18 protein-coding genes are annotated in these 19,654 nt (G+C 76.6%); 13 read left to right on the plus strand and 5 right to left on the minus strand.

All coding sequences use genetic code 11. From position 1 onward, the window contains the following. The first annotated feature begins 212 nt into the window (after nt 1-212). From glgA to ACI794_RS08380, 8 genes are all read left to right on the plus strand, one after another. Nucleotides 213-1,403, plus strand: a complete 1,191-nt coding sequence (gene glgA, locus ACI794_RS08345; RefSeq protein ID WP_456616118.1) for a glycogen synthase — start codon at nt 213-215, stop codon at nt 1,401-1,403. Nucleotides 1,404-1,827: 424 nt separating this feature from the next. Continuing rightward, on the plus strand, nt 1,828-2,238 hold the full coding sequence (locus tag ACI794_RS08350) for a response regulator (RefSeq protein WP_456601535.1): 411 nt from the start codon (nt 1,828-1,830) through the stop codon (nt 2,236-2,238). Between the two features lie 218 nt (nt 2,239-2,456). After that, nucleotides 2,457-3,131, plus strand: a complete 675-nt coding sequence (locus ACI794_RS08355) for a response regulator (RefSeq protein ID WP_456580770.1) — start codon at nt 2,457-2,459, stop codon at nt 3,129-3,131. Between the two features lie 9 nt (nt 3,132-3,140). Further along, complete coding sequence (locus tag ACI794_RS08360; protein ID WP_456616119.1) at nt 3,141-4,475, plus strand: sensor histidine kinase; 1,335 nt, start codon at nt 3,141-3,143, stop codon at nt 4,473-4,475. A 287-nt stretch (nt 4,476-4,762) separates the two neighbouring features. After that, the gene (gene lepB, locus ACI794_RS08365) at nt 4,763-5,254 is read left to right on the plus strand and encodes a signal peptidase I (protein ID WP_456616120.1); all 492 of its coding nucleotides are present in this window, start codon (nt 4,763-4,765) and stop codon (nt 5,252-5,254) included. 257 nt (nt 5,255-5,511) lie between these two features. Then, the gene (locus tag ACI794_RS08370) at nt 5,512-6,489 is read left to right on the plus strand and encodes an ABC transporter substrate-binding protein (RefSeq protein ID WP_456616121.1); all 978 of its coding nucleotides are present in this window, start codon (nt 5,512-5,514) and stop codon (nt 6,487-6,489) included. 13 nt (nt 6,490-6,502) lie between these two features. Continuing rightward, a complete protein-coding gene (locus ACI794_RS08375; RefSeq protein ID WP_456580774.1) occupies nt 6,503-7,600 on the plus strand; it encodes a FecCD family ABC transporter permease in 1,098 nt (365 codons plus the stop codon). Then, nucleotides 7,597-8,400 (plus strand): ABC transporter ATP-binding protein, encoded by an 804-nt coding sequence (locus ACI794_RS08380; protein ID WP_456616122.1) that lies wholly within the window; start codon nt 7,597-7,599, stop codon nt 8,398-8,400. The genes ACI794_RS08375 and ACI794_RS08380 overlap by 4 nt, the downstream gene beginning before the upstream one ends. A gap of 74 nt (nt 8,401-8,474) precedes the next feature. On the opposite strand, the gene ACI794_RS08385 is transcribed toward ACI794_RS08380, so the two are convergent. Together ACI794_RS08385 and ACI794_RS08390 are read right to left on the minus strand one after the other, a co-directional pair. Continuing rightward, complete coding sequence (locus tag ACI794_RS08385; RefSeq protein WP_456616123.1) at nt 8,475-9,320, minus strand: 5-oxoprolinase subunit C family protein; 846 nt, start codon at nt 9,318-9,320, stop codon at nt 8,475-8,477. Continuing rightward, nucleotides 9,321-9,950 carry a 5-oxoprolinase subunit B family protein gene (locus ACI794_RS08390; protein WP_456616124.1) on the minus strand — a complete coding sequence of 210 codons (630 nt, stop codon included), beginning with the start codon at nt 9,948-9,950 and terminating at the stop codon, nt 9,321-9,323. Nucleotides 9,951-10,029: 79 nt separating this feature from the next. Here ACI794_RS08390 and ACI794_RS08395 point away from each other — a divergent pair, with 79 nt between their 5' ends. Beyond that, nucleotides 10,030-11,235 (plus strand): PP2C family protein-serine/threonine phosphatase, encoded by a 1,206-nt coding sequence (locus tag ACI794_RS08395; protein ID WP_456601542.1) that lies wholly within the window; start codon nt 10,030-10,032, stop codon nt 11,233-11,235. 151 nt (nt 11,236-11,386) lie between these two features. Next, a complete protein-coding gene (locus tag ACI794_RS08400) occupies nt 11,387-12,115 on the plus strand; it encodes an ANTAR domain-containing protein (RefSeq protein WP_456616125.1) in 729 nt (242 codons plus the stop codon). 4 nt (nt 12,116-12,119) lie between these two features. Here the strand turns inward: ACI794_RS08400 and ACI794_RS08405 are convergent, their stop codons facing one another. Beyond that, nucleotides 12,120-12,896 carry a LamB/YcsF family protein gene (locus ACI794_RS08405; RefSeq protein WP_456616126.1) on the minus strand — a complete coding sequence of 259 codons (777 nt, stop codon included), beginning with the start codon at nt 12,894-12,896 and terminating at the stop codon, nt 12,120-12,122. A gap of 52 nt (nt 12,897-12,948) precedes the next feature. Here ACI794_RS08405 and ACI794_RS08410 point away from each other — a divergent pair, with 52 nt between their 5' ends. The 3 genes from ACI794_RS08410 to ACI794_RS08420 all read left to right on the plus strand — a co-directional run bounded on the left by ACI794_RS08410 (nt 12,949) and on the right by ACI794_RS08420 (nt 17,404). After that, nucleotides 12,949-14,067, plus strand: a complete 1,119-nt coding sequence (locus tag ACI794_RS08410; RefSeq protein ID WP_456601545.1) for a spore photoproduct lyase family protein — start codon at nt 12,949-12,951, stop codon at nt 14,065-14,067. A gap of 135 nt (nt 14,068-14,202) precedes the next feature. Then, on the plus strand, nt 14,203-15,864 hold the full coding sequence (locus tag ACI794_RS08415) for a SpoIIE family protein phosphatase (RefSeq protein WP_456616127.1): 1,662 nt from the start codon (nt 14,203-14,205) through the stop codon (nt 15,862-15,864). A 37-nt stretch (nt 15,865-15,901) separates the two neighbouring features. After that, nucleotides 15,902-17,404, plus strand: a complete 1,503-nt coding sequence (locus ACI794_RS08420) for a phytoene desaturase family protein (protein ID WP_456616128.1) — start codon at nt 15,902-15,904, stop codon at nt 17,402-17,404. A gap of 10 nt (nt 17,405-17,414) precedes the next feature. Here the strand turns inward: ACI794_RS08420 and ACI794_RS08425 are convergent, their stop codons facing one another. Beyond that, on the minus strand, nt 17,415-18,269 hold the full coding sequence (locus ACI794_RS08425; protein WP_456601555.1) for an SAM-dependent methyltransferase: 855 nt from the start codon (nt 18,267-18,269) through the stop codon (nt 17,415-17,417). A gap of 189 nt (nt 18,270-18,458) precedes the next feature. After that, entirely contained in the window at nt 18,459-19,400 is a 942-nt protein-coding gene (locus tag ACI794_RS08430) for a hypothetical protein (RefSeq protein WP_456616129.1), read from the minus strand. Nucleotides 19,401-19,654: the final 254 nt, after the last annotated feature.

A 19,654-nucleotide genomic window follows, 5' to 3' on the forward strand; every position in this document is an offset into this window, starting at 1 on the left:
GAACGAGTGACCGCCGGCACACAGCGCCCTGACCCGGTGACCCGATGGAACGGCCCCGCTGCAGGGACCCGCCGTGAGCACGTGACGTGAGGGAACGGCCCCGCTGCAGGGACCCGCCGTGAGCACGTGACGAGAGGGAACGGCCCCGCTGCAGGGACCCGCCGCGAGCCTGCGAGCGGCGGGGGGCAGCGGGGTCCTTCTAGGGTGACCGCGTGCGCATCGGGATCGTCACGCGAGAGTGGCCGCCGGACGTCTACGGCGGCGCGGGGGTGCACGTCGAACACCTGGTGGCGGCCCTGCGCGCCGTGCCGGGCCCTGCCGGCGGCGGGGAGGACGTGGAGGTCGACGTCCACTGCTTCGGCGGGGCGCGGCCGGACGCGACCGCCCACGCCGTGCCGCCGGGGCTCTCCGAGGCCAACGGCGCCCTGCAGGCGGTCGGGGTCGACGTCGAGATCGCCGCCGCGCTGGCCGGCGCCGACCTGGTGCACAGCCACACCTGGTACGCGAACACCGCGGGGCTGCTCGCCTCGCTGGTGCACGGCGTGCCGCACGTGGTCACGGCCCACTCGCTGGAGCCGCGCCGGCCGTGGAAGGCCGACCAGCTCGGCGGCGGCTACCGCCTCTCCTCCTGGGCCGAGCGCACCGCCTACCTCGCCGCCGACGCGGTCGTCGCGGTGAGCTCGGGCATGCGCGAGGACGTGCTCGCCGTCTACCCCGAGCTGGACCCGGCACGGGTGCACGTGGTCCGCAACGGCGTCGATGCGCAGGCGTACCGGCCGGTGCACGCGCCGGAGGTCGTCCGCGCGCTGGGGGTGGACCCCGACCGGGCGTACGCGCTCTTCGTCGGCCGGATCACCCGCCAGAAGGGGCTGGTGCACCTGCTCGCCGCGGCCGAGCAGCTGCCCGCCGACGCCGGCCTCGTCCTGTGCGCGGGGGCCGCCGACACCCCGGCCGAGCGGCAGCAGGTCGCCGACGCGGTCGCCGCACTCCAGGCCCGCCGCGACGGTGTGGTGTGGATCGAGGAGATGCTGCCGCGCGAGCAGCTGGTGCCGCTGATCACCGGCGCGACCGTGTTCGTCTGCCCGTCGGTCTACGAGCCGCTCGGCATCGTGAACCTCGAGGCCGCGGCCTGCGGGACCGCCGTCGTGGCCAGCGCCGTGGGCGGCATCCCGGAGGTCGTCGACGACGGCCGCACCGGCCTGCTGGTGCCGTACGACGAGGCCGACCCGACCGGGTTCGCCGCCGGTCTGGCCGCGCGCACCGCCGAGCTGCTGGCCGACCCCGGGCGCGCCGCCGCCATGGGGGCGGCGGGCCGGGAGCGGGTCGTCGCCGAGTTCGGCTGGGCCGCGATCGCCCGTCAGACGGTGGACGTCTACACGGAGGTCCTCGGCGCCCGCCGGTGAGCGCCGGGAGGTGGCGGAGTGAGCGGCCCCTCACATTGGGGGCAGGCACGTCCCCACCCCTCGGCTGTCGACCGGGCCTCGGCGCGCCGAGACTCTGCGCATCGTCCCGCCCCGTCCGGGGGGATCCGGAACCCGTGCGCACAGGAGGACCGCATGCCGCCGCCGCCGAGCCGCTCCCCACCCGGGCAGGAGCCGCTTCGGAGCCAGATCCCGGCTCCGAGGGCACGAGCCCGTCCCGCCGCATCGGGCCAGCGCCCGGGGGCGGCACCACCCCCGTCGACCCCCCGGATGCACCGCGCGCCGTCACTGCGCGGTTGGCGCTCAGCCGGTCGGGGCATCCACACTCCCAGCCGGCTCTTTCCCTCCGCCGCACGGCACCGGAACCCTCGGTGCACCCGGCCGCCACCTCAGGACAGGGGTGCACGTGATCCGCCTGTTGATCGCCGACGACCACACAGGTGTCCGGCTCGCACTCTGCGACCTCTTCGAGTCCACCGCCGACATCGCGGTCGTCGCCGCCTGCTCCGACGGCGACGAGGTCCTGCCGGCCGCCCGCTCCACCCGTCCGCACGTCGCCCTGCTGGACCACGTCATGCCACGGATGACCGGGCTCGAGGCCGCGGCGCAACTGCGCCACGAGTGCCCCGACGTCAGGATCGTGCTGCTGACGGGCACGGTCGTGTCGAGCGTCATGGAGGAGGCCAGGGCGCTCGGTGCCGCCGGCTTCCTCGCCAAGGGTGAGGACTCCGACGCCCTCGCCGACCACATCCGCACGGTCGCCGACGGGGGCAGCGCGTGGCCCGAAGCCGCGGCCTGCGGAGGACGCCCCATCTGACCGGACGCCCGGGGGTTGTCGCCTCTGGGGCGGGAACGCACAGCACCGCGGTGACGACGCAGCGCGAGGGCGCGACGGTGATCAAGATCACCCGATGAGGACCAAGGTCCCGGTACTGGCCGTTGCCGTACCACAACGGCCTGGCCGCCCCCATACTCGCCCGGCAACGGAGGCCCTCACCCGGGGGCCGCGACAGCTGGGAGTCGACCGTGCCGCTCATGACCCTGTCCGACCGTCCGACCCGCGTCGACGCGGCGCGCATCCTGGTGGTGGACGACCACCGGACGTTCGCCGAACTGCTCGCCGGCGCCCTGCGGTCCGCGGGCATGGAGCCAGTCGGCACGGCCACCTCGGCGGCGCAGGCCGTCGCGATGGCCCGGGACCTTCGCCCCGACATCGTGATCATGGACATCGAGATGCCGCGGCAGGACGGGCTGACGGCGACCCGCCAGATCCGCGAGGTGGCTCCCGGCACGATCGTCGCGGTCGTGACCGGGCACTGCGACCCCACCTGGGTGGTCCGGGCGGCCCAGGCCGGCGCCTCGGCCTACATCCCGAAGAACGGCTCCCTGGAAGAGATGATCGACGTCCTCTCCCGGGTCCGGCTCGGGCAGATGATCGTCGCCCCCTCCGCCTTCGCGGGCGGCTCCCCCTCCGCCCCGACCGGGCGCACCGCGCCTCCTCCCGTGCTCACCCGGCGCGAGAAGGAGGTGCTGGACTGCCTGGGCCGCGGCATGCCGGTCAAGGGCATCGCCCGCCTGCTGGGCATCACCGTCGAGACCTGCCGGGGCTACGTGAAGTCCCTGCACACCAAGCTCGGCGTCCGGTCGCAGCTGGAGGCCGTGATCAAGGCCCAAGAGGTCGGCCTGCTGCCGCCCACCCGCGAGCGCTGAACGCGGAGGATGACAGCTGGGGACCCGTACCACCGAGCGTGGTACCGCCGCCGGCCCGCATCGCGGATCGGACGGGAACTGACCTTCTTCTCCGTCGCCGCCGTCCTGGCGCTCGTCGCCGTGTCCTCCGCCACCGTGCTCATCAGCGAGCGCATCGCCCGGTCCAACGCGCTGGAGGAGGTGCAGCGGACCACCACCCGCATCTCCACCCTGGCGCTCGGCCCGCTCGTGCCCGGATACCTCAACGGGTCCGTGGCCAACCGGATCGAGTTCGAGCGGGCCGTCGCCAGCCGCCTCCTGGACCCCTCGATCGAGGCGATCGTCATCTGGGACGACGAGGGCTGGGTCATCTACTCCAGCGAGCGCCAGCTGATCGGTCTGCAGGAACCGCTCAGCGAGGAGCTGCGGGCCGCGCTCGACGGTCGCATCGTCGCCGAGATCGACGAGTCCCCCGACGCGACCTACAACGGGGACGACTCCGGGCCGGTCCTGGAGGTCTACGCCCCCCTGTCGGGGAACGGGGAGAACCTCGTGCTCGAGATCTACTACGACCACACGGTCATCGACCGGCAGGCCGCCCGGCTGCGGGGTCAGATCCTGCCGCTGGCGCTCGGCGGCCTGGTGCTCCTGCAGGCGGTCCAGTTCCCCATCGCGGCCTCCCTCGCCAAGCGCGTCCGGCGGAACGACGCCGAGCGCGCCGCCCTCGCCGATGCCGCCCTCGAGTCGTCCGAGCGCGAGCGGCGGGCCATCGCCGCCGACCTGCACGACGGCCCGGTGCAGGACCTCGCCGGCGTCAGCTACGCCCTCAGCGCGCTGCGCTCCACCGTCCCCGAGGAGCGCCGGGCGATGGTGGACCGGCTGGCGGGCGTGGTGCGCACCGCCGTCGCGTCGCTGCGCCGGGTCATGCTGGACGTCTACCCTCCCGACCTCTCGGCCGAGGGGCTCCCGCGGGCCCTGGACGACCTGGTGCTCCCGCTCAAGGAGCAGGGGGTGTCCGTCGACGTGCGGACCGGGCCACTGCCCCCGCTGGGCCCCCAGCAGACCGCGACCCTGTACCGGACCGCCAAGGAGACGCTCGCCAACGTGGCCCACCACGCCCAGGCGCAGTGCGTCTGGGTGACGCTCGAGGCGGACGACGGCGGGCGCAGCACCGGGGTGCGGCTGGAGGTGGCCGACGACGGCGTCGGCTTCCCACCGGGGTACAGCGGCAGCCCGGAAGGCCACCTGGGGCTGAAGCTGATGGCCGACCGCGTCGCCGCCCTGGGCGGCCGGCTCGAGATGGGTGAGCGCCCGGGCGGCGGGGCCTGCATCACGGTCCGCCTGCCGGTCGACCACGAGGTCTGACCTGCGCCGCGACCCCCTGGATTGGGGGGAGCCGGACGCCCCGGGCCCGGCTGCCCCGGCTCCCCGCGGCGCAGCACCCTCGCACCGACAGCGCAGCCCGCGGCGGAGGAGAGGAGCACCCGAGATGGACGTCCCCCGCCGCCCGCGGTGCATCTCTCCGGAGCCGTCCCTGCCCGGACCGGGCGCCGCCGGCCGCCGGCGCGGATGCCGTGGCTGACCGCGGGCCCCGTCCGACCGGACGGCACGCGGCGCCGCGCACCGCGATCCGTCGTCGGTCCTCCCTGGGGGTGCGCCTGGGTGCCGGAGCCCTGGTCTGCCTGGTCCTCTCCGTCCTCGGCCTGTTCCCGGTGCAGCTGGTGCGGGTCGCCTCGGGCAGCATGGCGCCGACGCTGGACGTCGGGGACCTCGTGCTGGTCCTCCGGTGGCCGGTGTCGGTGGACCGCTGGGACGTCGTGGTGGCCGACCCGGCGGCACCGGGCACCGCGCCGCTGGTCAAGCGGGTCGTGGCGTTCGGCGGGGAGTCCGTCGCGGTCGAGGACGGCGTCCTCGTCGTGGACGGCGCCGCCGTCTGCGAGCCCTGGAGCGATCCCGCGCGGCTGGACGGCGTCTGGTTCGGGCCGGTCAGCGTCCCGGACGGCTCGGTCTTCCTGCTCGGCGACGAGCGGGAGGGCTCGGTCGACTCGCGGGTCTTCGGCCCGGTCGACGAGGAGCGGCTCCGCGGGGTCGTCCTCGCCACCACGTGGCCCCGTCCACAGGCGCCGGCGACCACCCCCTGTTGATCCCCGCCGGCTGCGCTCCGGGGCGGCCGGGACGGGTCCGCTGGTACCTTTCTGCCCGCCGGCTCTCCCGCCGGCGGTGCAGCGGCAGCGAAGTCCGGTGCGAACCCGGCGCTGTCCCGCAACTGTGAAGGCCCTCCACCGGCCGAGCCAGATCGCCTGCCCTGCGCCGTGCATCCGACCCTCGCGGCAAGGGTCGCGCATCGAGCGTCGGACCAGCTCGGGCGACGACGCTCGCCGCCTCCTCGTGGAGGCCCCCCTTGCCCGGCACATCCCCCCGCGCGGCGCCGACGAGCGCGCCCGCCCCGCGGCGGCTCCGCCCTGCCCTCCTCGGTCTGCTGACCGCTCCGCTGCTGGCCCTGACCGCCTGCGGCGGGTCCCCGGAGACGGCCGCGGACGAGGCGGCACCGTCCTCGGCCGCCGGCGGCTTCCCCGTCACCGTGACCGGCGACAACGGCGAGGTCACGCTCGACGAGCGCCCGGAGGAGATCGTCTCGATGTCGGCCTCCGCCACCGAGATGCTCTTCGCCATCGGTGCCGGCGACCAGGTCCGGGCCGTCGACGACAACTCCACCTACCCCACGCAGGCGCCGACGACCGACCTGTCGGCGTTCACGCCCAACGCCGAGGCCATCGCCGGGTACGAGCCCGACCTCGTGGTGCTCAGCAACGACACCAACGGCATCGTCGACGCCCTCGAGACCCTCGACGTCCCGGTGCTGCTCCTCGAGGCCGCCGAGGACCTCGACGACACCTACGGGCAGATCGAGCTGCTCGGCGAGGCCACCGGCCACCCGGAGGAGGCCGCCGAGGTCGTCGCCGACGTGCGCGACCGCATCCAGGCCGCCGTCGACTCGGTGCCGGCCGATGCCGCCGGGCAGCGGGTGTTCCACGAGCTCGGCCCGGAGCTCTACTCCGCGGACAGCAGCACGTTCATCGGCAGCATCTACAGCATGTTCGGCCTGGAGAACATCGCCGACGGCGCCTCGGACCCCAGCGGCGGCTACCCGCAGCTGTCGGCGGAGTACGTCGTCGACCAGGCGCCGGAGATCATCGTGCTCGCCGACACCAAGTGCTGCGGTCAGAGTGCGGAGACGGTGGCCCAGCGACCGGCTTTCGGCAGCGTCCCGGCGGTGGTCGAGGGCCGGATCGTGGAGGCCGACGACGACGTCGCGTCCCGCTGGGGTCCGCGCGTCGCGGACTTCGCCGAGACCGTCGCCGAGGCTCTGCAGGGCTGAGGACCGCACCGGCATGAGCACCGCAGCCCCTGGCACCCGGACCGGCCGCACCGCGGCCGGTCCGGGTGCCGTGCGGTCGCGGCGCTCGGCGTTCCTGGCCGGGACCGGCGCCGCCGCCGTCCTGGTCGCCGCCGTGCTGGCCGGCATCTGGGTCGGCGCGGTGCCGCTCCCGCCGGGCGCGGTCGTCGCGACGCTGCTCGACCGCGCCCTCGCGCCACTGGGCCTCTCCGTGCCGGGCGCGCTGGAGGGCACCCGCGCGGCGGTGCTGGTCGAGCTCCGGCTGCCGCGCGTGGTGCTCGCCTCGCTCGTCGGTGCCGCGCTCGCCGTCGCCGGCGCCGCTTACCAGGGCGTGTTCCGCAACCCGCTCGCCGATCCCTACCTCCTGGGCGCGGCGGCCGGAGCCGGCCTGGGCGCCACCCTGGTGATCGCCTACGCGCCCGGCCAGCAGGTCGGCCCCGTGGGCGTCGTGCCGCTCGCCGCCTTCGTCGGCGCGCTCGTCGGCGTGGGTTGTGCCCTGGCCCTCGGCCACGCGGCCGGAGGCTCGCACAGCGCGTCGCTGCTGCTCGCCGGCATCGCGGTCGCCGCGTTCCTGGCCGCGGCGCAGACGCTGGTCCAGCAGCAGAACACCGACGACCTGCGGGAGATCTACGGCTGGCTGCTCGGGCACCTGGGCGGTGCCCAGTGGTCCGACGTCGGCCTGGTCCTGCCCTACCTCGGGGTGGCGGTGGGGACCCTGCTGCTGTGCGCCCGGCCCCTGGACGTCCTGGCGGTCGGTGACGACGAGGCGCGCTCGCTCGGGGTGCACCCCGGGCGGCTGCGGCTGCTCGTCGTGGTCGCCGCCTCGCTGGCCACCGCCTCCGCCGTCGCGGTGAGCGGGCTGATCGGCTTCGTCGGGCTGGTCGTGCCGCACATCGTCCGGCGGCTTGTGGGCGGCGCCAACTCCCGGGTGCTCCCGGTCTCCCTGCTCGCGGGCGGGGCGTTCCTGGTGCTCGCCGACCTCCTCGCCCGCACCGTGCTGGCGCCGGCCGAGCTGCCGCTGGGCGTGGTGACCGCGTTCGTCGGCGCCCCGTTCTTCGCCGGCCTGCTGTGGGCGGGGGCGCGACGGCGGTGAGCGGGCAGGCAGCGGCCCCGCCGCCGACCGGCGGCGCGCGGGTGGAGGTGGTGGGGCTGGACGCCGGCTACGGACGGCGCCCGGTGCTCTCCGCCGTCCGGTTCACCGTGGCCGCCGGCGGCTGGCTGGGCATCATCGGCCCCAACGGGTCGGGCAAGTCCACGCTGCTCCGCTCGGTGCTGGGGCTGCACCCCCACGCCGGCCAGGTGCGGATCGACGGCCGGCCCGTCGGCGGCCTGCCGCGCCGCGACCGGGCCCGCCTGCTGGCCTATGCCCCGCAGCTCCCGGTGCTGCCCGAGGGCATCAGCACCCGCGACTACGTCCTGCTCGGGCGCACCCCGCACCGCCCCCTGCTGGCCGCGCCCCGCCGGGTGGACCGGGAGGTCGTCGTCGACGTCATGGGGCGGCTCGAGCTCGACGGGCTCGCCGACCGCGCCGTGGTCACCCTCTCCGGCGGCGAGCAGCAGCGCGCCGTCCTCGCGCGGGCATTGGCCCAGCAGCCGCGGGTGCTCCTGCTCGACGAGCCGACCGCCGCCCTCGACCTCGGCCACGCCCAGCAGGTGCTCGACCTGCTCGACCGGTTGCGCCGGCAGGACGGGCTGACCGTGGTGAGCACCCTGCACGACCTCACCCTCGCCGGGCAGTACGCCGACCGGCTCACCCTCCTGGCCGAGGGGCGGGTCGTCGCCGAGGGGCGCCCGGAGGAGGTGCTCACCGAGGCGGTGCTGTCGGAGCACTACGGCGCGCGGGCCCGCATCGTCCCCGGGCCGCACGGCCCGGCCGTCCTCCCCGTGCGGTGACACCGTCGTCCTCCGGACGACACCGCGACCACGCGTCGTCCCCCACCTGCGACGAACCCTCCGGGCCCCGCCCGTCACGCTCGGAAGCGCACGACGTCACCGGGCCGCAGCTGCGCGGCCACCGGCAGGTCCGCGGTGACGACGACGGCGAGCACCGGGTAGCCACCGGTGACCGGGTGGTCGACCAGGAACAGCACGGGCGAGCCGTCCGGCGGCACCTGGAGGGCGCCGGGCACCAGCCCCTCGCTGGCGAGCTCGCCGTCGCGGGCCCGCGCCAGCCGGGGGCCGGCCAGCCGCAGGCCCACCCGGTCGCTGTCGGCACCGACCTGCCAGGCGCTCGCGAGCAGGGCCGGCCACGCGGCGTCGTCGAACCAGTCGCGCCGCGGCCCGGGCAGCACCCGCAGCACCGGCCGCTCCGGCGGTGCGCCCACGGGAGCGACGTCCACGACCGGCTCCTCGCCCGCCAGCCCACCGACCGGCAGCCGTGTCCCCGCGGCGAGGACGGCTGGGCCCAGGCCGGACAGCGTGTCCGTGCTCCGCGACCCCAGCACGGGCGGGACGTCGATGCCGCCCCGCACCGCGAGGTAGCTGCGCAGGCCGGCGCGCGGGGTGCCCAGCCCCAGCACGGCGCCGGGCCGCAGCGTCGTGGGCGCCGCGAACGGTGCCGGCCGCCCGTCGACGACGACCGGCACCGGCGCCCCCGTCACCGCCACCAGCACGGTCCGCTCGGCGCGCACCCGCAGCCCGCCGGCCGTGGCCTCCAGCACCGCGGCCGCGGGCTCGTTGCCCACCAGCCGGTTGGCCAGCGCCGCCGCCGCACGGTCCGCGGCGCCCGAGCGCGGCACCCCGATGGAGGCCCAGCCGGTGCGGCCGGCGTCCTGCACCGTCGTGAACGGGCCGGGCGTGAGCACGGTGAGCACTCAGCCCACCGCCTCGAAGCGGACGGCCGTGCCCGGGGCGAGCAGCGCCGGTGGGTCCCGGTCGACGTCGAAGAGCACCGCGTCGGTGCGCCCGACCAGCTGCCACCCACCGGGCGAGGCCCGCGGGTACACCCCCGCGTACGGACCGGCCAGCGCCACCGACCCCGCCGGCACCCGGGTGCGCGGGGTCGTCCGGCGTGGCACCTGCAGCTCCGTCGGCAGCCCGGTCAGGTACCCGAAGCCGGGGGCGAACCCGCCGAAGGCCACGGTGAGCGCGGCCCCGGTCAGCGCGGTGACGACGTCCTCCTCCGGGCGGCCGGTGAGCCGGGCGACCTCGGCGAGGTCCGGCCCGTCGAACACCACCGGCAGCACCACGGGGGCGCGGGCCGGCCCGCCCTCCGGGGCGGCGGGGACCAGGCTCCGCAGGGCCACCAGGTCGAGGTCGGTCACCGGCCGGTCGAGCAGCACCAGCACGGTGCGCGCGGCGGGCACCAGGTCCACCTGCCCGGCCAGCGGAGCGGCGACCAGCGCGGCGTGCAGGCCCGGCACGTCGGCGGGGTCCGCGGCCTCGACGAGCACCGCCCGGTCGCCGTACGCCGTCGCGCGGACGCACCCCTCGCCACCCGTCACGGCACCATGATCGGTCACCGGGCACCGCCGTCAGGCCCCGGTCGCCGTCATCGCCGGCCGGTGGGATGCTGGGCCGGTCGTGACCTCACCGCCGGACGCCGAGGATCCCCTGCGGTCCCTGCTGCGGTCGTCGCACCACCTCCCCGCCGACCGGCTCGGCACAGTGGTGTCGCGGCACGCGGTGGCCCTGGGCGCCCGCGCCGCCGTCGTCTACCTCGCCGACTACGAGCAGCTGTCCCTGGTTCCCCTCGCCGGTGTCGACGTCCCGCCGCGCGACCGGCTCACCGTCGACGGCTCGGTCGGCGGGCTCGCCTTCCGCCGGGTGGAGGTGACCCGGTCCCCGGGGCACGGCGACAGCGCGGTCCGCCTCTGGCTCCCCCTCCTCGACGGCGCCGAGCGCGTCGGCGTCCTGGAGCTGCCCTTCGACGCCGAGCCCCCTGCGGAGCAGGAGGACGAGCGCCGTGCATTCGCCGCGCTCGTCGCCGAGCTCTGCGTCACGCGCGACGCGTACAGCGACGTCTTCGCGCGGCTGCGCCGAACCCGCCCGATGAGCTTGGCCGCGGAGATCCAGTGGGCGCTCGTACCGCCGCTGACCTTCGGCACCGAGCGGATTGTCATCTCCGCGGCCCTGGAGCCGTGCTACGACATCGGCGGGGACACCTTCGACTACGCCGTGAACGGTCCCGTCGCCGACCTCATGGTCCTCGACGCCGTGGGCCACGGCCTGCCCGCGGCGCTGCTGGCCACGGTCGCCGTCGGCGCCTACCGGTCGGCCCGCCGGCGCGGCGAGTCCCTCCCCGCGACGTCGGCGGCCATGGACGCCGCGATCGCCGGGCAGTTCCCCGGCAGCCAGTTCGCCACCGCGCTGCTGAGCCGGCTGGACCTGGAGTCCGGCCGGCTGTCCTGGGTCAACGCCGGGCACGGCGTCCCACTGGTCGTGCGCGACGGGTTGCTCCTTCCCGCGCACCCCTGCCGTCCGGCCCTCCCGCTCGGGCTCCAGCAGGGCCCCCCGCACGCCTGCGAGCTCCAGCTCGCGCCGGGCGACCGGGTGCTCCTGCACACCGACGGGATCACCGAGGCGCGCTCGCCGGTAGGCGACTTCTTCGGCGAGGACCGCCTCGCGGACTTCGTCGTCCGAGCGGAGACGGCGGGCGAGCCCCCGCCGGAGACGCTCCGCCGGCTCATGCGCAGCGTCATGGAGCACCAGGCCGGCCGGCTGCAGGACGACGCCACCATCGTCCTGGTGGAGTGGCGGACCGGACGCGAGGAACAACTGGCGTTGTGACACCCGGGTACCGGCGGCCGGCAGCGGACTCCGCGGGCGCCACGGTGGCCGGGGCACCGGCGGTGCGGGAGACGGCCTGCACGTACCCGCCCGGGACGCCAGAGGACACGTCACAGGATGTGGATCCCGGTGCGCGGGCGGACAATCGGGCGTGACCATCGGGAGCCGGTTCGACGCGGCCCTGGCGCGGCAGTCCGATCCCGGGCTGGCCGGGCCGGAGGGGCTGCCGCTGCGGCTCAGCCGCGCGTGCGCCGAGCTGCTCCACGTCGACGGTGCCGGCCTGAGCGTGGTCGACGGCACCGGTCGCCGGCTCCCCCTGGGCGCCAGCAGCCCGGAGGCCTCGAACGCCGAACGCCTGCAGTTCACCGCCGGTGAGGGACCGTGCGCGACGGCCGACAGCACCGGCCAGCCGGTGCTCGCCGTGGAGGAGGAGCTCCGGCGCCGCTGGCCGGTCTTCGCCGACCTCCTGCTCGGCAGCACGCCGTTCCGCGCCGTCGTCGCCCTGCCCCTGGGCCCCGGCCCCGCCGGGGCGGGGGCGCTCGACCTCTACCTCACGCGGTCGGCCGGCGTGGTGGAGCTCGACGTCTTCGAGGCCGTGGCGGTGGGCGAGCTGGTGACCTCGGCGCTCGGCGACGCCGCGGTGTGGTCGACCTGGACCCCGGCGGAGGGGCCGGAGTGGCTGCACGGCCCGGCGCCGCGGCAGCGGGCGGCGGTGTGGGAGGCGGTGGGCAAGCTCAGCATGACCCACGACGTCGACCCGGCCGAGGCGCTGGCCGTGCTCCGCGCCGACGCCTACGCCTCCGGTCGGTCGGTCGACGAGATCGCCGCCGCCCTCCTCTCCGGCCGCCGTCCGATGGAGGAGCTGCGCCCGCGCGACTGACCGTTCAGCCCGCGAACGGCCTCACGGCGAGCCCGGCCGCCTCCAGCGCCGCCCGCACCGAGCGCGCGAGTTCCACCGCTCCCGGGGTGTCCCCGTGCACGCACACCGAGCCCACCTCGACCCGCACCAGGCTGCCGTCGACCGCGACGACGGCGCCCTCGGCGGCCATCCGCACCGCCCGCTCGGCCACGGCCTGCGGGCCGTGCACCAGCGCGCCCGCCGACCCTCGGGGCACGAGGGTGCCCTCGGGGGTGTAGCCCCGGTCGGCGAAGCCCTCCGCGACCGTCGGCAGCCCGGCGGCGGCCGCGCTGCCGAGCAGCACCGAGCCGGGGAGGCCCAGCACGGGCAGTCCCGGGTCGTAGGCCGCGACCGCCTCGACGACGGCACCCGCCTGCACCGCGTGGTGCACCACGGCGTTGTAGAGGGCCCCGTGCGGCTTGACGTAGGAGACCCGGCCGCCGCACGCCCGGGCCACGCCGTCCAGCGCGGCGAGCTGGTACAGGACGTCGGCGGCGAGCTCGTCCGGCGCCACGTCGACGAAGCGCCGGCCGAACCCGGCGAGGTCCCGGTAGGACACCTGCGCCCCGATCGCGACCCCGGCGGCGACGGCGGCGGTGCACACGCGGCGCATCGTGACGGGGTCCCCGGCGTGGAAGCCGCAGGCGACGTTGGCGCTGCTGACGACCTCCAGCAGCGCGTCGTCGTCGCCCAGGCGCCAGACGCCGAACCCCTCGCCCAGGTCGGCGTTGAGGTCGATGCGAGGGGCGCCGGGTGCGGTCACGCGCGCAGTCTCGCACCGGAATGGGGACCGCCCCGCCGGCGCTGCACCCCGTATGGGAGCCGCCGAGCCGCTCACGCTCTTCGACGTCGAGCCGCCGCCGGCACCGATGCCGCCGAACCACCTGCTGCAGGTCCGCCGCGTCTACGCCGAGCCGGCCGCGCTGGACTCCCCCCGCGGCCGGCAGGTGCTGGGCCGCTTCCCCGGTGCGGAGGTCGTCGAGGTGCCCTCGCACTGGCAGATCCCCGACCTGCACGGCAACGCCGGCAACGTCGACCGCTGGGTCCGGGTCAAGACCGAGACGCTGGTGCTCGGCGTCCGCAAGGGCCTGGTCACCCGGCCCAACGGCCGCTCGGCGAACTTCATCGCCCCCGGCACCGCCAACGGCTGCGCGATGGCCTGCGCCTACTGCTACGTGCCCCGGCGCAAGGGCTTCGCCAACCCCATCACCGTCTTCACCAACATCGACCAGATCACGGGGCACCTGCGCCGGCACGTGGCCCGGCAGGGGCCCAAGGCCGAGCCCGACCAGTGCGACCCGGAGAGCTGGGTCTACGACATCGGTGAGAACAGCGACTGCTCGGTCGATGCACTGGTCAGCGACAACGTCGCCGACCTGGTGGCCACCTTCCGCGACCTGCCGACGGCGAAGGCCTCCTTCGCCACCAAGTACGTCAACCGGCAGCTGCTCGACCTCGACCCGCGCGGGCGCACGCGGGTCCGCTTCTCCGTCATGCCCGAGGACGACGCGCGGGTGCTCGACGTGCGCACCAGCCGGGTGGCCGACCGCATCGCGGCCGTCGACGACTTCGTCGCGGCGGGGTACGAGGTGCACCTCAACCTCTCGCCGGTCGTGCTCCGCGCGGGCTGGGAGGAGGCGTGGGGATCCCTGCTCGAGCGCCTGGACGACGAGCTCGGGGCCGCAGCGAAGGCGCAGGCCGCCGCCGAGGTCATCCTGCTCACCCACAACGAGGCCCTGCACGAGGTGAACCTCGGCTGGCACCCCACCGCGGAGCAGCTGCTGTGGCGGCCCGACCTGCAGGAACCGAAGCGCAGCCAGAACGGGCAGGACAACGTGCGCTACCGCGCGGCGGTCAAGCGGGCGGCCGTGGCCCGGCTGCGCGAGCTGGTCGCCCGGCGCGCGCCGTGGCTGGCCATCCGGTATGCCTTCTGACGGCGACATGTCACCGTGTCGACATGGTCACATGTCGACGATCTGTGGCGGCGTGCTCACCATGTGTGTGAAAGGCTTCTGACCGTGGCGGAGCGTGGACGACCCGTCGGGGGTCGTCGTGCTCGAGGAGGAACCATGCCCGCGACAGCCCCGATGCTGCCTGCGGACGCCCTCCTGGCCGCCCTGCCGGACACGGTGATCGTCGCCGACGGCGAGGGACGGATCGCCTACGTGAGCCCGTCGGTCAGCAGCCTGCTGGGGCACGACCCGGCGGCGGTGACCGGCCGCCCGCTGCAGGTCCTCATGCCCGATCGACTGCGCCACGGTCACGCCGAGGGCTTCTCCCGGTACCGGGCGACGGGCGAGGGAAAGCTCGTCGGGGCCACCACGCGGGTGCCTGCCCTGCACGCGGCCGGGCACGAGGTGCCGGTCGACCTGACGCTGTCCCGACTGACGACGACCGCGGGTCAGGCGACGGACGCCTTCGTGGTCGCCGTCCTCCGGGACGCCAGCACCACCATCCTGCTGGAGCGGCAGTTCGAGGTCAGCCGCTACCTGGCGGCGACGCTGCGGGTGACGGCCGCGCTGACCGAGGCCCCGGACGCCGACGTCGCCTTCGAGCAGCTGCTGCCGACCCTGTGCACCGAGCTGGACTGGGACGCCGCGCTCTTGTGGGAGGCCGACGTCGAGCACGGGCGGCTGGTCCACGCGGGCACCTGGGCCGCCCCCGGCGCCGCTGTCCCGGCCCTGGCGGCCGACGCGCCCGGCCGGGTCTTCCGGCGCGGCGAGGGCCTGCCCGGGAAGGCCTGGCAGCAGCGGGTCCCGGTGGTCGCCGAGGACCTCGCCACCGACGCCCGCGTGGTCCGCCGGGACGTCGTCCGCGCCGACGGGCTCAGCACCGGCGTCGCCTTCCCGGTGCTCCGCGGCGACACGCTGCTCGCCGTCTGCGAGCTGTTCTCGGCGCAGTCCCGCCCCGTGCCGCCGGAGCTGCTGGAGGTGCTCGGGCACGCCGGCCGGCAGATCGGCCAGTTCCTCGCCCGGCTGCGCGCCGAATCGGTGGTGCGCGAGCTGGCCGACACCCTGCAGCGCAGCCTCCTCCCCTCGCACCTGCCGGCCATCCCGGGCGTGGAGCTGGCGGCCACCTACCGGGCCGGTGGCGAGGCTGCGCTCGTCGGCGGCGACACCTACGACGTCATGCCGTTGCCCGACGGCCGGTGGATGGTTCTCATCGCCGACGTCTGCGGGACGGGCGCGGAGGCCGCCGCGGTCACCGCCATCACCCGGCACACCGCCCGGGCGGCAGCGGCGTCCGGCACCGCCGCCGGGATCCTCGGTGCGGTCAACTCCGCGCTGCTGCACGAGCAGGGCAGCGGGCCGCTGCGGTTCGTCACCGCCTGCTGCCTGCTCCTGGCGCCCTCGGCCGACGGCCACCGGGCCTCGATCAGCGTGGCCGGCCACCCGCTCCCCGTGCTGCGCCGTCCCGACGGCACCGCCTCCTTCGTGGGCACTCCCGGGCGCCCCCTGGGGATCGACGCGGGGGCGGTCCACTCCGAGGAGGTCGTCGACCTCCCGCCGGGCGCGACGCTCGTCCTGTACACCGACGGCGTCACCGAGGCGCGCGACGACCGGGGCGTGCAGTACGGCGAGGAGGCGCTGCTGCGGGTCGTGGCCGGCGCGCCCACCGGTGCGGCGCGGGAGACGGTCGCCGCGGTCTCCGACGCGGTGGAGCGGCAGCTGCTCGGCTCCCGGCACGAGCACGACGACCTCGCCGTCCTGGCGGTCTCCGTCCCACGCTGACCCGGGCCGGCGGCGCCGCGCTGGCTACGGTGGGCCCGTGGCGCGGGTGGTGGTCGTGGGAGCCGGGCTCGGCGGCCTGTCCGCCGCGGCGCGGCTGGCGGCGCTCGGCCACGCGGTCACCCTCGTGGAGCAGGCGGACCACGTCGGCGGCAAGCTCGGCTGGTACGCCCGGGACGGGCACGCCTTCGACACCGGGCCCAGCCTGGTCACCCTGCCGCGGGTGTACCGGGACCTGTTCGCCGCGACCGGTGGCCGGCTCGAGGACGCCGTCGACCTGGTCCGGCTGGACCCCGCGGTGGGCTACCGGTTCGGCGACGGGACCCGGCTGACGCTGCCGGGCCGCGCGGACGCCGTGCCGGCCGCCCTCGACGACGCGCTGGGCGCCGGCGCGGGCGCCCAGTGGGCCGCGCTCATGGAACGCGCGGCCACGATGTGGCGGATCAGCGAGGAGCCGTTCCTGCGCACCCCGCTGGCCGGCGCGACGACGCTGGCGCGGCTGGCCCGGCGTCCGGCGGACGTCACGGCGATCGCGCCGTGGCAGTCGCTGCGCGGTCTCGGCCGTCGGCACCTGCGCCACCCGCACCTGCGCACCCTGCTGGACCGCTACGCCACGTACTCCGGCTCGGACCCGCGCCGCGCGCCCGCGGTGCTGGCGACCGTGCCGTACGCCGAGCAGGCCTTCGGCTCCTGGTACGTGCGCGGCGGGCTGCACCGGCTCGGGCTCGCGGTGCTGGACCGGGCGGTCGGGCACGGCGCGGTGCTGCGCACCGGCTGCGCGGTCCGCCGGGTCCTCGTCGACGGCGGCCGGGTCGCCGGTGTGGAGCTGGCCGACGGCGAGCGGCTGCCGGCCGACGTCGTCGTCTCGGGGGTCGACGCCGCCGCCCTGCACGCCGACCTGCTCGCGCCGGACCCGCGTACCCGGCGCGTCCGCCGGGATCTGGGCCGGGCGACACCGTCGCTGTCGGGATTTGTGCTGCTCCTGGCGCTGCACGGCCGCACCCCGGGGCTGCACCACCACACCGTGCTCTTCCCGTCCGACTACGACCTGGAGTTCGACGCCGTCTTCGGCACCGGCCGCCACGCGGGCCTCCCGTGCCCGGTGCCCGACCCCACCGTCTACGTCAGCGCGCCCGACGACCCCGCTCTGGTGCCCGACGGCGACAGCGAGTCGTGGTTCGTCCTGGTCAACGCGCCGCGGCACGACCCGGGGCACGGCGTGGACTGGGACGCCCCGGGGCTGGCCGAGGGGTACGCCGACCACGTGCTGGGCGTCCTCACCCGGCGGGGGCTGGACGTCCGCGACCGGCTGCGCTGGCGCGTGGTCCGCACGCCGGCCGACCTGGCCCGTGCCACCGGCAGCGTCGGCGGGTCGATCTACGGCAGCTCCAGCAACGGCTCGCGCGCCGCGTTCCTGCGCCCGGGCAACGCCTCCCGCGTCCCCGGGCTGTTCCTGGTCGGCGGGTCGGCGCATCCCGGCGGCGGGCTGCCGCTGGTCGGGCTCTCCGCCGAGATCGTCGCCGGGCTCGTCGGCCCGGCCTGAGACCCGGCGGTCAGGACGGCCGGACCGCCGCCACGGCGAGCAGGGGAGCGCCGGGTGCGATCCGCCGCGGCTCCTGCGGTCGCAGGCCGGCCGCGCGCAGCCCGCCCACGAGGTCCTCGGCCGTGGGCAGCGACATGGCCCCTTCCTGAGCCCGCAGCAACAGGTCGAAGTGCCGGCTGAACAGCTGCGGCATCGCCACCGTCGTGACCACCAGCAGCGTGCCCCCCGGGGAGAGCCGCCCGGCCACGTCGGTGAACAGGGCGACGCGCTCCTCCACCGGCAGGTAGTAGACGACGTTCGCCAGCAGCGCGAGGTCGAACGGGCCGTCGTCGGCCAGCCCCCGGACGTCGGCCGGCACGATCCTGGCCCGCGCACCGAGACCGCGCTGCTCGAGCGTGCGCCGGGCGAGCGCCGCCGCACCGGCGTCGGCGTCGACCCCGATCCCCTCGGCCTCGGGAGCCGCGGCCAGCATCGTGGCCAGCTGGAGCCCCGCGCCGCAGCCGACGTCGAGCACCCGCCGCGGCGCGACGGCGGCGACCACCTCCCGCAGGAGGTCGTCGACGAACGGCTCGAAGGCGGCCGATATCCGCGCGATGACGGTCCCCTGCTCGGCGACGTCCCTCCGCGGGGGCCCGCCGGCCAGGAGCCTCCCGAGCTCGCGGTAGACGTCGGTGTGGAACCCGGCGAACGCCTCGTACGAGGCGCGTACCAGGTCGTCGCCCACCACGGCCTGGCCGCCGGCCGTCAGCGACCAGTGGCCGGCGTCCTGCCGCAGGAGCCCCGCTGCCGCCAGCACCTCCAGGAAGGCGCCCAGCAGCGCCTCGTCGGCCACCCCGAGCCGGCGGGCGAGGTCGGGGGCCGCCACCGCCCCGTCCCCGACCGCGTCGAGGACGCCGGTGGTCAGCCCGGCCGCCCCGAGGTTCAGCCGGATGGCGGCCTGGCCGTCCCGCGTGGCGCGCAGGCGGGCGCGGGCGTTCCCCGTCCGCAGGACCGTCAGCAGGGTCCGTGCACCGAACAGCCGGGTCATCTCGCTCCCATCAACCAGGGCCGGGGGTCAGCCGCGGGCGGCGCCGTAGCCGAGCAGGGCGGCCAGGCCGAGCGCGCTGCGCGGCTGGTACGCCGCCCGCCACAGCCCGCCGTGCGCCGCCTCGTGCGCCTCGTCCTGCCACGGGTGCTCCTGCGCCGGGCCGCCGCCGGTGTGCAGGTCGTGCACCAGCAGCGCGGCCATGAGCACGTTGGAGGTGGCCGGCTCGAAGATCTCGACGCCGAACCGGTGGGCGCCTGCGTAGGCCGCGGCCAGGGCCCGGTTCTTCAGCACCGAGCGGGTCCGCGTGGGCGGGGCGACGTTCATCGACACCGTGCCGCCCTCCGCGCGGGCGGTGGTCGCCCGCCAGCGCTGCAGCCGCTTGGCCAGCGCGTAGTTGGGGCCCTGCTGGGCGACCAGGCTGTCGGCGATGCCGGGGTCGGTGCCGGGCACGTAGGCGCGCTGCAGCAGGCGGCCACCCGAGATGGTCCGCAGCGGGCGGCCCATCAGCTTGGCCGTGCGGGAACGCCGCGCGTAGGCCTCCACCGACTGCGCGACCGCGTCGGCCGGGACGGCGAAGACGTCGGTCGGCGTGGCGAGGAACGCCAGCGCGAGCTCCGGCCGCTCCCCCGCCAGGCGCACGGTCAGCGCGTCGACCGCCGCGGAGACCCGCACGTTCGTGGCACCGTCGGCGTAGACGTAGTTGCCCAGCACCGGCTGCCCGGGCAGCCCGGCGGCCCAGTCGGCGACCGCCGGCACCTCGGCGATCAGATCGGCGCCCGCCCCCGCCGGGTCCGGCTCGTCGCCCGGCTCCGGCGTGGGCACCAGCAGGGTGCCGGCGCCCGCGCGGGCGATGTCGAGCACCCGCTCCCACAGCGGCGCGTGGGGCAGGTCCACACCGGCGACGCGGGCCCCCCACCGCAGCAGCGCGGTGAGCGGGCCCATCTCGGCGCCGGCGCCCAGCACCACCACGGTGCGGTCGGGCAGCGCGAGCCACTCGGGGTGGGGGGGGGGGGGGGGGGGGGGGGGGGGGGGGGGGGGGGGGGGGGGGCCCGCCCCCCCCCCCCCCCCCCCCCCCCCCCCCCCCCCCCCCCCCCCCCCCCGCCGAGCAGCCACGGTCCGGCGCCCACGCCCGCGATCGCCGTCATCGCGCCGTCCAGGCCGGTGGCGGTCGAGACGTCGTGCGAGGTGGCCGCCCGCCACAGCAGGACGCCGACCAGCGCGAA

The sequence above is a fragment of the Blastococcus sp. SYSU DS0541 genome, assembly GCF_054050875.1.